Genomic DNA, 11648 nt, shown 5'->3' on the forward strand with positions numbered 1-11648 from the left:
CCCCTCCCTACCCCCCCGGGGTTGTTGTCGCGCCGGGGGCTTTTTCACTTGGGACTGTGGGCTCGTTTGGGGTGTTTTGACTGACCGAACTCATCCCATCGGACCGAAGTCATCTCCCGGACACTGTTCAAGCACCCCAGGCGGCAGCGGTGCTACTTCTGGTCGTCGCTCGGCGGGGCGTAGGGGTTCGTGTAGCGGGTACGCGCCGTGGGCGAGTCGTCCGGGCTGCTCGTCGCGTCCTGGCGCTGGTCGTCCGGAGCCTGCGCCGCCTGATCGGGCGCGGCCGGGGATCCCGTCTGCCCATCGGCCGGTGCGTCCGGAGCCTGCGCACCTGACGGCGGGGCGTCGACCGGCGCGCCCGAGGCTGCACCAGTGGACGGCGCTGCGCCCGAGGGTGTGCCCGACGGCGTCTCGGCCGGTGCCGTTCCGCCGGCACCGGCATCGGCCGCACCGGCACCCGGCCGCATCGCACCGTACCTGGGCTCGCCCGTCGGGGTGACCCAGCGCGGGTCGGTCGGGCGGGCCGGCGGCGCGGCGGGCTGCGCGGGCTCGACACCAGGAGCCTGAGCACCGGGTGCCTGCGGGGCGGGCGCCTGGGGCGGCATGGGGGCAGGGACTCCCACCGTGGCGTTGCCGCGCGACTTGCCCAGCCCGCTCGGCGAGCGGACCAGGAGCGCCCGCGCGTCGGTCGCGTGCTCGTGGCCGCAGAGGATCGCGTAGGTAGCGGCCACGATCTGGGACGACGACGTGAAGTCACGCCGCCCGCGGGTGAACGTGTACGACAGGATCGAGAACAGCAGGCCGAAGCCGGCGCCGAGCGCGATACCGGCGAACATCACCTGGAAGCCCGCCTCGCCGGCGAACAGCGTGATCAGCAACCCGACGAAGAAACCGAACCATGCGCCGGAGAGAGCGCCCGCGAGCGCCACCCGGCCGTACGTGAGGCGCCCCGTGACACGTTCGACCATGCGCAGGTCGGTGCCCACGATGGTGACGTTCTCGACGGGGAACTTGTTGTCGGAGAGGTAGTCGACTGCTTTCTGCGCCTCCAGGTAGGTGGAGTACGCGGCGACCTCGTCGCCGGCCGGCAGGGTCGGGACCTTCGGGACGGCACCCGGGCGAGACATGCTCATGCCCCATAGTCTCCCCTACCTTGTCGCTGGTGGCGAGGAGCGTGGCGCAGGAGCGGGCCGTAGGCTGACCAGCGTGAGCGCCAGCACCAGGGTTTTCGTCGCACGCCTGGCAGGCACGGTGGTCTTCGACCCGATCGGCGACCAGGTGGGCCGGGTTCGTGATGTCGTCGTGCTGCTCCGGGCCAAGGGCGCACCGCGAGCGGTGGGGCTGGTGGTCGAGGTCCCGGGACGACGCCGTGTCTTTCTCCCCCTGACCCGGGTGACCAGCATCGACGCGGGCCAGGTGATCAGTACCGGCCTCGTGAACCTGCGGCGGTTCGAGCAGCGTGCCATGGAGTCGGTGGTGCTGGGCGAGCTGCTGGACCGCCGGGTCCAGCTCAAGGACGGTTCCGGCGAGGTCATCATCGAGGACGTCTCGATCGCGCAGCAGCGCACCGGCGACTGGCTGGTGGACCAGCTGTTCGTGCGACGCAGGTCCGCGCGTGGATCGACCCGGTTCCGCCGGGGCTCGACCCTGACGATCCCGGTCGACGCCGTGCAGGACCTCACCCGTCGGTCGATCGAGCAGGGGGCGGCTCGTCTGCTGGAAGCGTACGAGGACATGCGGGCGGCCGACCTCGCGGACGTGATCCACGAGCTGGGGACGTCGCGTCGGCTGGAGATCGCCGGTGCGCTGAACGATGAGCGCCTCGCCGACGTGCTGGAGGAGCTCCCGGAGGACGCTCAGGTGGCGATCCTGTCCGGCCTGGACCGGGAGCGTGCGGCGGACGTGCTGGACGCCATGGAGCCCGACGACGCCGCCGACCTCCTGAGCGAGCTGTCCGACGAGCAGGCGACCCAGCTCCTGAACCTCATGGAACCGGAGGAGGCGGCCGACGTCCGGCGGCTGTTGGAGTACGCAGAGGACACGGCCGGTGGCCTCATGACCACGGAGCCGGTGATCCTCGGCGCGGACGACACCATCGCCACCGCGCTGGCGCAGATCCGGCGGGCGGAGCTGCCCCCGGCGCTGGCGTCCATGGTGTTCGTGGTGCGGCCCCCGCAGGAGACGCCGACCGGCCGGTTCCTCGGCGTCGCGCACTTCCAGCGGCTGCTGCGCGAGCCGCCGCACGCAGCGGTCGCGTCGGTGCTGGACGCCGAGACCGAGTGGCTGACCCATGACGCGTCGGTGGGTCAGGTGACCCGTCTGCTCGCGGCCTACGACCTGCTCGCGCTGCCGGTGCTCGACGCCCAGCGCCGGCTGCTGGGTGTCGTCACCGTCGACGACGTCCTCGACCACATCCTCCCCGACGACTGGCGGGGCAGCGACGAGGAGCACCTCGAGTCGATCGCTGCGCAGTCCGCCCCCGCGAAGCGGCAGGAGCCCGAGCGACGGGAGGCGACCCATGGCTGACCGCCTGGACACCCCGCTCGCGCAGCGCCGCAGCCTGGTTCCCCGGTTCCGGATGGAGCAGGACGCCGTCGGGAAGGCCACCGAGGGCATCGCCCGGTTCCTGGGCACGCCGCGCTTCCTGATCTACCTCACGGTGTTCTGCATCCTGTGGCTCGCGTGGAACGCGTGGGGTCCGGAGAACCTGCGGTTCGACAGCGCCGCCAACGGGTTCACCGCACTCACCCTGATGCTGTCGCTGCAGGCCAGCTACGCGGCGCCGCTGATCCTGCTGGCACAGAACCGGCAGGACGACCGCGACCGCGTCACGGCCGAGCAGGACCGGCAGCGGGGCGAGCGCAACCTCGCCGACACGGAGTACCTGGCGCGCGAGATGGCGGCGCTCCGGATCGCCCTGTCGGAGGTCGCCACCCGTGACTTCGTGCGGTCGGAGATCCGTAACTTGCTGGAGGAGCTGGAGGAGAAGGACCGCGGTCAGGGCTCCACGTCGTCGTGGACCACCACGCGCGACAGCTCGTAGGCCCCGCCCGGCAGCCTCCAGTAGTGCAGCCTGCGCGCCGACGGCGTGTTGACCTGGAGTGATACCCGCCAGCACGCGGCGCCGTCGTCACGCTGGCGGACCGGGTCGTCACCGCCGGACCCCGTCCGCAGGCGGTGCACCTGCAGACCGTTCATCTCGGGCGCGTGCCCGGTGAGCACCATGACGAGCGTCCAGACCACCCGGTCCCGGCTGACTCCCTCGACGTCGGCGAGGGAGGCGAGGAACCGCGGGCCGAGCGTGTACTCCGCCAGCGGGCGACCGGGCTTCTCGGCCGCCGGGATGGCGCGGGCCCACTCGGCCAGGACCTCGAACCGGAGCTGCTCCTCGTCGTCGACGAAATAGCGGTCCTCGGGCTCCTCACCTCCGGCGTCACCGAGCCGACGACGCAGGCGCGCAGCCTCCTGCCGCGCCTTCCGCAGCGCCGTCGCCTGCTGCTCGGCACGCCGCTCGCTGCGTTCGAGCCGTTCCGTGAGCTCGCCGACGCGCCCCAGCAGACGGTCGACCTCCAGCTCGACCTGGTGCCGCTTGACCTTGTCGTCCAGCAGCTCCTTCGCGAGCGCCGTCACCTGGGCCTTCGCCGCGTCGAGGGAGAGGCTGAGGTCGCGCGCCGCCTTGCCGCCCGGTTCCGCCGGGGACTCCGACGCCGCGGGCGAGGGCAGGGCCTCGTGCCCGCCGGCGTGCCAGGCGGCGACGTCCCCGGGCGTCGGGGCCCGCTGACCGCCCGGGGGTGTCGGGACCGGTCCGGTATCGAGGTCCGCGGCGGAGTGCTCGGCGGGCGTCCGGCCGGAACGGGGTTCGGCGGGGCGCACGCCGAACAGGTCGGCCGGTGTGGGCGGGGCGTCGTCGGGCTTGGTCTCGACAGGCTCGACCACCGGAGAACCGGTCCCCGCGGGCTCGACCACCGGAGAACCGGTCCCTACAGGCCCGACCACCCGAGAACCGGTCTCGACAGGTTCCGCCGGCGGGAGGGGCGGTTCGAGCCACGGCGGCCCACCGTCCAGCAGTGCGATGGCCGGGACCGGCTGGTCCTCGGACTCGTCGACGTCGTCCAGCCGCAGCGCCAGGCCGTCGAGCGGCGCGGGCATCCGGCGGGCCGCTACCACCTCCCCCGCGGTGAAGAGGTCACTCAGCAGGTCCCGGTCGTTCCCTGTGATCTCCGCGCGGCGCACCCGCACGAGGACACCGGGCGCCAGGGCGATGCGCACGGCGTCGTGCTCGACCGCCTCGACCCGGCCGAGCACGACCTGGCCCACCCGGTAGGCGGCGTTCACCGCCCGGCGCAGCGCGTCGACGTCGGGCAGCATGCAGCGGATGTCGAGGAGGCGGCGCGCCGGGTCGAGCACGCCGGTGACCCGCATGCCCGGTGCGAGCACCCGCGACAGCGCCACGTCGGGGAAGACGAGCTCCTCGGCGATCGTGGCCTGACCACCGTCGTCGGCGCTGATCAGGGCGCGCGTGCCGAGCACCCCCAGCACCTTCCCGTGGGTCGGGGCCGCGTCCGGCGCGGACCGCGCGGAGCCGACGATGCCCGCACGGACCGCGAACCGCATGACGTCGCCGACCAGACGGTCGCGCACACGCACGTCCTCGTCCGCGGAGTAGGCGAAGTGCAGCGGCGAACGACGGGGGTGGACCACCCACTCCAGGTCCGTGCCGTAGACGCGCGACGCACCGCCGTAGACCTGCGTGTCCGGCGGCATGCCCGACGAGAACGCCCACGACACGTCACCCGTGGGGATGACGACCACCTCGGCGAGCCCCGCGACGTCGTCGAGCACCCGCTGCGGGTCGACGAAAGGGACGTCGTGCCCGGCGGGCGTCGAGATGACCACCACCGGGCTGCTGCGGCCCGGCCGCTGCAGAGCGGCGGCGAGGTCGCGGGCCTGGTCCTCCGAGGCGACACGCCGAACTCGCGTGGGAACGCGTGGCTCGGTCATGGGGGCCTCCTCACCCTCGGTGGTGACGCAGCGTACCGTTTTCACGTCTCCTTCATTGCAAAGTCATGAAAGATCACTCTCATTCCGGAGCCCCTGGACCTCCCCCATAGGATCGAAACATGACCCCAGTCGACTCCCCCACACTCGAGGCTCGGGTGCGTGACGCACTGACCGGTGTGCTCGACCCCGAGATCCGGCGCCCCATCACCGACCTGGGCATGGTCCGGTCGGTGGAGGTCTCGACAAGCTCGACCACCGGTCCGGGCACGCACGTGACCGTCGGCATCGACCTGACCGTCGCCGGCTGTCCCATGAAGTCGACACTGATCAAGGATGTGACGGCCGCGGCGACGGCCGTCGACGGCGTGGGGGGCGTCGACGTCGAGCTGGGTGTCATGACGCCCGAGCAGCGCTCCTCGCTCCGGTCGATGCTGCGCGGCGGCGCGGGCGACCCCGTCATCCCGTTCTCGCAGCCGGGTTCGATGACCAAGGTGTATGCAGTGGCCTCTGGCAAGGGCGGCGTGGGCAAGTCGTCGGTCACGGCGAACCTCGCGGTCGCGCTGGCGGCCGACGGGCTCGCGGTCGGCGTGATCGACGCCGACATCTACGGCTTCTCGATCCCCCGCATGCTGGGGGTCGACCGGCAGCCCACGCGCGTCGACAACATGCTGCTGCCGCCCATCGCGCACGGCGTCAAGGTGGTCTCGATCGGCATGTTCGTGCCGGCCGGGCAGCCCGTCGTCTGGCGCGGGCCCATGCTGCACCGCGCGCTCGAGCAGTTCCTGGCCGACGTGTTCTGGGGCGACCTGGACGTGCTGCTCCTCGACCTGCCGCCCGGCACCGGCGACATCGCCATCTCCGTGGCACAGCTGCTGCCGTCCTCGGAGATCCTGGTGGTCACGACGCCGCAGGCCGCCGCAGCCGAGGTCGCCGAGCGCGCCGGGTCGGTGGCGACCCAGACCTCACAGGGCGTGGTCGGTGTGATCGAGAACATGTCCTGGCTGGAACAGCCCGACGGGACGCGGCTGGAGATCTTCGGCGAGGGCGGTGGCGCACGGGTCTCCGCCCGGCTCACCGAGATCGTGGGCAAGGACGTGCCGCTGCTCGGCCAGGTGCCGCTCGACGTCGCCGTCCGCGAGGGCGGGGACAACGGCACCCCCGTCGTCCTGACGGCACCGGACTCACCGGGCGCGCGCGTGCTGGCCGACGTCGCCAGGGGGCTCGCGAAGCGCCGCCGCGGCCTGGCGGGTCGCAGCCTGGGGCTCGCACCGGTCTGACCGCAGCGTCGGTGGTCGAGCGGTTGTACGGTGGGCAACGCCCAGCGCCCCCCGACGAAGGACACCATGAGCACCCCGGCGAAGACCGTGAGCAGCACCCCGCCCGAGGACAGCACGCCCGAACGGCGACGGCACAGCGGCATCAATCCAACGGTGTTCTTCGGCTCGGCGACGCTGATCCTCGTCGTCGGCCTCGTCGCGATCATCTGGCCGGCGCAGACCGAGAAGTACATCGGCGTCGTCGTCACCTGGATCTCCGACTGGTTCGGTGCCTACTACTTCATCGCCGCCGCCGCGTTCCTGGTGTTCGTCATCGGCGTCGCACTGTCCCGGGCCGGCCGCATCAAGCTCGGCCCCGAGCAGTCCAAGCCCCAGTTCGGGCTCTTCACCTGGTCCGCGATGCTGTTCGCCGCCGGCATCGGCACCGACCTGATGTTCTACTCGGTGGCCGAGCCGGCGGCCCAGTACCTCGCGCCGCCCGTCGGCGACGGCGGCACCGTCGAGGCGGCCCGGATGGCCGTCGTCTGGACGCTGTTCCACTACGGCGTCATCGGCTGGGGCATGTACGCGCTGATGGGCATGGCCATCGCCTACTTCGCCTACCGGCGCAACATGCCGCTGAGCATCCGCTCGGTGCTGCACCCCCTGTTCGGTGACCGCGTCTGGGGCAAGCTGGGCGACGCCGTCGACATCGCCGCCGTGATCGGCACCATCTTCGGCCTCGCCACCACCCTCGGGATCGGCGTCGAGATGCTCAACCGCGGGTTGTCCGACCTGTTCGGGGTACCGATCGGCGTCGGCGCCCAGGTCGCGCTGCTCGCGCTCGCCGTGGTGATGGCGACGCTGTCGGTGGTCTCCGGCGTGCAGCGTGGTGTGCGGCGGCTGTCCGAGCTCAACGTCGTGCTCGCGCTGCTGCTGGTGCTGTTCCTCGTCGTCACCGGCAAGACGACGTTCCTGTTCAACGCGCTGGTGATGAACGTCGGCGACTACGTGTCCCGGCTGCCGGGCATGACGCTCAACACGTACGCGTTCGACGCGCCGACCGACTGGATGAACGCGTGGACGCTGTTCTTCTGGGCCTGGTGGGTGGCCTGGGCCCCGTTCGTCGGCCTGTTCCTCGCGCGCATCTCCAGGGGCCGGACCATCCGCCAGTTCGTCGTCGGGACGCTCACCATCCCGTTCGTCTTCGTGCTGCTGTGGGTGTCGACGTTCGGCAACAGCGCGCTCGACTACATGCGGAACGGCGGCGCCGAGGGTGCCGCGTTCGGCGACGCCGCGATGAACGACCCGGCGTCGGGCATCTACGCCCTGCTCCAGCAGTTCCCCGCGGCGCCGGCGACCATCGGCCTCGCGATCTTCATCGGTCTGCTCTTCTACGTGACGTCGGCCGACTCCGGCGCGCTCGTCCTGTCGAACCTCACCTCCAAGCTGCACCAGGCGGGCGACGACGGCCCGATCTGGCTGCGCGTCTTCTGGGCGGCCGCCACGGGCCTGCTCACCATGGGCATGCTGCTCGCGGGCGGCATCTCGACGCTGCAGTCCGGCACGATCATCATGGGCCTGCCGTTCTCGCTCGTGATGTTCGGCGTGATGTTCGCGCTCTACAAGGTGCTGCGCACCGAGGGGCAGAAGTTCGACACCCTGCGCACGGCCCTGCCCTCGAGCCTGTCCGGCCGGATCGGGCACGCCGGAACGGCCGGAACCCCTGGCTGGCGGCAGCGCCTCACGCGCCTCGTCAGCTTCCCGGACCGGCGGCACGCCCTGCGGTTCATCGACAGGACGGTCCGCCCCGCGCTGACCGAGGTCTCCGCCGCGCTGGAGGAGCAGGGCATCTCGACCTCCTGCACCGAGGCTCCCGTGGGCGACAGCGGCCTGCCCGCCATCACGCTCACCGCCGAGCACGGCGACGAGGACCAGTTCACGTACACGCTGTGGCCGCAGGCGCACCCCACGCCGACGTTCCGGATGAACACCTCGGACCAGGACGACACGTACTTCCGCGTCGAGGTGCTCCTCGCCGAGGGCACGCAGGGCTACGACGTGACCGACTACGCCAAGGAGCAGCTCATCGCCGACGTCCTGGACCAGTACGAGCGGCACCTGCTCTTCCTGCACGCGAGCAGCTCGCCGACGCACGACACTGAACAGATCGAAGGCTGACCACCGCACGCCCCGCAGATCCCGTACGCCCGACCCGGAGCACCACCATGAGCACACCGACCACCCTGTACATCGACGGCACCTGGACGGCAGCGGCTGCCGGCGGCACCCGTGAGATCCGTTGCCCGGCGGACGGCTCGCTCGTCGCGGAGGTGTCCGAGGCGACCGCCGCCGACACCGAGCGGGCGATAGCGGCGGCGCGGCGGGCGTTCGACACCGGCCCGTGGCGCGCCACGACCGCGCCGGAGCGTGGCGAGCTGCTGCACCGTGTGGCCGAGCTGCTCACCGAGCGGGCCGAGGACTTCGCCCTCGCCGAGTCCCGCGACACGGGCAAGCGCCTGGTCGAGAGCCGCATCGACATGGACGACTGCATCGCCTGCTTCCGCTGGTACGCCAAGCTGGCGGGCGTCGACGCCGGGCGGGTGGTCGACGCCGGCAGCCCCGACGTGCTCAGCCGCGTGGTGCACGAGCCCGTGGGTGTCTGCGGCCTCATCTCGCCGTGGAACTACCCGCTGCTGCAGGCCGTGTGGAAGGTGGCGCCCTGCCTCGCCGCGGGCAACACCTTCGTGCTCAAGCCGAGCGAGCTCACACCCCACACCGCGGTCCTCCTGATGGAGGTGCTGACCGACGCCGGGGTGCCCGCCGGCGTCGCCAACCTGGTGCTCGGCGCCGGTCCCGAGGCGGGCGCACCGCTCTCGTCGCACGCGGACGTCGACATGGTGTCGTTCACCGGTGGCCTCGCCACGGGCCGCATCATCGCGGCGAGCGCCGCGGCGACGGTCAAGAAGGTCGCGCTGGAGCTGGGCGGCAAGAACCCGAACGTCATCTTCGCGGACGCCGACTTCGACGCCGCCGTGGACAACGCGCTCAACGGGGCGTTCGTCCACTCGGGTCAGGTGTGCTCCGCCGGGGCGCGGCTGGTGGTCGAGGAGTCGATCCACGACCGATTCGTCGACGAGCTGGTGCGCCGCGCCCAGGAGATCCGGCTCGGCGGGCCGTGGGACGAGTCCGCGGAGACCGGTCCGCTGATCTCGGCCGCGCACCGGGACAAGGTCACGGCGTACGTGGAGCAGGCGGTCGCCGAGGGCGCCGTCGTCCGCTGCGGCGGTGAGTGGGGTAGCGGCGAGCTGGAGAACGGCTTCTACTACCTGCCCACGGTGCTCGACGGCGTCCGGCGCGGCAGCTCGGCGGTCATCGACGAGGCGTTCGGTCCCGTCGTCACCGTCGAGACGTTCAGCAGCGAGGACGAGGCGGTCGAGATCGCCAACGACACGTTCTACGGCCTGGCCGGCGCCGTGTGGTCACAGGACGCGGGCAAGGCCCAGCGGGTGGCGAACCAGCTGCGGCACGGCACGATCTGGATCAACGACTACCACCCGTACCTGCCGCAGGCGGAGTGGGGCGGCTACGGGCAGTCGGGGTTCGGCCGGGAGCTGGGCCTGGCCGGTCTGGCCGAGTACCAGGAGTCCAAGCACATCTACCAGAACCTGCGCCCTGCGGTGACCGGTTGGTTCGGAGGCACCGATGACTGAGCTGCCGGCGAAGCAGCCGACCAAGCAGGCGGGCGCGCGGACGAGCGAGGCCACCTTCGACTACGTGGTGATCGGTGGAGGGTCCGCGGGGGCGGCCGTCGCGGCCCGGCTCAGCGAGGACCCTGCGGTCTCCGTCGTCCTGCTGGAGGCGGGCCCGTCCGACGTCGGCGATGACGCGATCCTGCGGCTCGACCGCTGGATGGGGCTGCTGGAGTCGGGCTACGACTGGGACTACCAGGTCGAGCCCCAGTCCCACGGCAACTCGTTCATGCGGCAGGCGCGCGCCAAGGTGCTCGGTGGCTGCTCCTCGCACAACTCGTGCATCGCGTTCTGGGCCCCGGCGGAGGACCTGGACGAGTGGGCGGCGCGCGGCGCCGAGGGCTGGGGCGCCGACGAGTCCCGCCCGTACTACACGAAGCTCGAGAACAACGACCAGCCCGGCGCCCTCCACGGCCACGACGGCCCGGTGCGGATCCGGCAGGTCCCGCCGGCGGACCCGTGCGGCGTGGCGGTGCTGGACGCCTGCGAGCAGGCGGGCATCCCCCGGGTGCAGTTCAACGACGGCTCCACCGTCGTGACCGGCGCGAGCTTCTTCCAGATCAACGCGCGGGAGGACGGCGTCCGCTCGTCGTCGTCGGTGAGCTACCTGCACCCGATCCTCGACCGGCCGAACCTGACGATCCTCACCGAGCACCGCGCCAGGCGGCTGACCTTCGACGGCACCCGGTGCAGGGGTGTCGAGGTGCTCGACCCGGACCTGATCCACCACCGGACGTTCACGGCCCGGCAGGAGGTGATCCTGTCGGCCGGCGCCATCGACTCGCCCAAGCTGCTCATGCTGTCGGGCATCGGTCCGGCGGAGCACCTCGCGGAGGTGGGGATCGACGTCCTGGTGGACGCCCCCGGCGTCGGCTCGCACATGCAGGACCACCCCGAAGGGGTGATCCAGTGGGAGGCGAAGCAGCCGATGGTCACCTCCTCGACGCAGTGGTGGGAGATCGGGATCTTCGCGGCCACCGAGCCGGGCCTGGACCGGCCGGACCTGATGATGCACTACGGCTCGGTGCCGTTCGACATGCACACGGCGCGGCAGGGCTACCCGACCACGGAGAACGGGTTCTGCCTCACGCCGAACGTGACGCACGCACGTTCCCGGGGCACCGTCCGGCTGCGCTCCCGGGACTTCCGGGACAAGCCGATGGTGGACCCCCGCTACTTCACGGACCCGTACGACATGACGGTCATGGTCGAGGGCATCAAGCTCGCCCGGAAGATCGTCGCGCAGCCCGCGATGGCCGAGTGGGCGGGCGCCGAGCTGTACCCGGGGCCGGACGTGCGGACGGACGAGGAGATCGCGGACTACATCTCCCGCACGCACAACACGGTCTACCACCCGACCGGGTCGGTCCGGATGGGCGCGCCGGACGACGACAGCTCGCCCCTCGACCCGCGGCTGCGGGTCAAGGGCGTCACGGGACTGCGCGTCGCCGACGCGTCGGTGATGCCGGAGATCACGTCGGTCAACCCGAACATCACGGTGATGATGATCGGCGAGCGGTGCGCGGACTTCCTGAAGGAGGACCGCGACCTGGCGTCCACCCTGGCCTGAGGAACCCGGTGGTGGGGGGGGTGGCGACGCGCGGGGGGGCACGAAACCACACCAGCACGGAGAGGGGAG

The 11648-nt window shown here is 71.6% G+C and carries 8 protein-coding genes; 6 read left to right on the forward strand and 2 right to left on the reverse strand.

Annotated elements, in window-relative coordinates:
• Window positions 1–152: 152 nt before the first annotated feature.
• A complete protein-coding gene (locus AB0F40_RS26145) occupies window positions 153–1133 on the reverse strand; it encodes a general stress protein (RefSeq protein ID WP_357474896.1) in 981 nt (326 codons plus the stop codon).
• 73 nt (window positions 1134–1206) lie between these two features.
• Here AB0F40_RS26145 and AB0F40_RS26150 point away from each other — a divergent pair, with 73 nt between their 5' ends.
• Both AB0F40_RS26150 and AB0F40_RS26155 read left to right on the forward strand, forming a co-directional pair.
• Window positions 1207–2526 carry a CBS domain-containing protein gene (locus AB0F40_RS26150; RefSeq protein ID WP_357474899.1) on the forward strand — a complete coding sequence of 440 codons (1320 nt, stop codon included), beginning with the start codon at window positions 1207–1209 and terminating at the stop codon, window positions 2524–2526.
• Window positions 2519–3043: a DUF1003 domain-containing protein gene (locus AB0F40_RS26155; RefSeq protein ID WP_357474902.1), complete on the forward strand. Its 525-nt coding sequence runs from the start codon at window positions 2519–2521 to the stop codon at window positions 3041–3043. The genes AB0F40_RS26150 and AB0F40_RS26155 overlap by 8 nt, the downstream gene beginning before the upstream one ends.
• Here the strand turns inward: AB0F40_RS26155 and AB0F40_RS26160 are convergent.
• Window positions 2998–5001: a hypothetical protein gene (locus tag AB0F40_RS26160; protein WP_357474905.1), complete on the reverse strand. Its 2004-nt coding sequence runs from the start codon at window positions 4999–5001 to the stop codon at window positions 2998–3000. The two genes, AB0F40_RS26155 and AB0F40_RS26160, sit on opposite strands and share 46 nt — an antisense overlap.
• Before the next feature lie 119 nt (window positions 5002–5120).
• Here AB0F40_RS26160 and AB0F40_RS26165 point away from each other — a divergent pair, with 119 nt between their 5' ends.
• The 4 genes from AB0F40_RS26165 to AB0F40_RS26180 all read left to right on the forward strand — a co-directional run bounded on the left by AB0F40_RS26165 (window position 5121) and on the right by AB0F40_RS26180 (window position 11579).
• Window positions 5121–6278 carry a P-loop NTPase gene (locus tag AB0F40_RS26165; RefSeq protein ID WP_357474908.1) on the forward strand — a complete coding sequence of 386 codons (1158 nt, stop codon included), beginning with the start codon at window positions 5121–5123 and terminating at the stop codon, window positions 6276–6278.
• Between the two features lie 66 nt (window positions 6279–6344).
• Window positions 6345–8438, forward strand: coding sequence for a choline BCCT transporter BetT (gene betT, locus AB0F40_RS26170; protein WP_357474911.1), 2094 nt, complete (start codon window positions 6345–6347; stop codon window positions 8436–8438).
• A gap of 47 nt (window positions 8439–8485) precedes the next feature.
• Window positions 8486–9970 carry an aldehyde dehydrogenase family protein gene (locus AB0F40_RS26175; protein ID WP_357474914.1) on the forward strand — a complete coding sequence of 495 codons (1485 nt, stop codon included), beginning with the start codon at window positions 8486–8488 and terminating at the stop codon, window positions 9968–9970.
• The gene (locus AB0F40_RS26180) at window positions 9963–11579 is read left to right on the forward strand and encodes a GMC oxidoreductase (RefSeq protein ID WP_357474917.1); all 1617 of its coding nucleotides are present in this window, start codon (window positions 9963–9965) and stop codon (window positions 11577–11579) included. The genes AB0F40_RS26175 and AB0F40_RS26180 overlap by 8 nt, the downstream gene beginning before the upstream one ends.
• The last annotated feature ends 69 nt before the right edge of the window (window positions 11580–11648 follow it).

This window comes from Promicromonospora sp. NPDC023987 (assembly GCF_040639055.1).
Lineage (GTDB): Bacteria > Actinomycetota > Actinomycetes > Actinomycetales > Cellulomonadaceae > Promicromonospora.

Excerpts from the sequence above, each read along its gene's own strand:
- AB0F40_RS26180 (WP_357474917.1), top strand. The coding sequence starts at position 9,963 with ATGACTGAGCTGCCGGCGAAGCAGCCGACCAAGCAGGCGGGCGCGCGG.
- betT (WP_357474911.1), top strand. The coding sequence starts at position 6,345 with ATGAGCACCCCGGCGAAGACCGTGAGCAGCACCCCGCCCGAGGACAGC.
- AB0F40_RS26175 (WP_357474914.1), top strand. The coding sequence starts at position 8,486 with ATGAGCACACCGACCACCCTGTACATCGACGGCACCTGGACGGCAGCG.
- AB0F40_RS26155 (WP_357474902.1), top strand. The coding sequence starts at position 2,519 with ATGGCTGACCGCCTGGACACCCCGCTCGCGCAGCGCCGCAGCCTGGTT.
- AB0F40_RS26160 (WP_357474905.1), bottom strand. The coding sequence starts at position 5,001 with ATGACCGAGCCACGCGTTCCCACGCGAGTTCGGCGTGTCGCCTCGGAG.
- AB0F40_RS26165 (WP_357474908.1), top strand. The coding sequence starts at position 5,121 with ATGACCCCAGTCGACTCCCCCACACTCGAGGCTCGGGTGCGTGACGCA.
- AB0F40_RS26145 (WP_357474896.1), bottom strand. The coding sequence starts at position 1,133 with ATGAGCATGTCTCGCCCGGGTGCCGTCCCGAAGGTCCCGACCCTGCCG.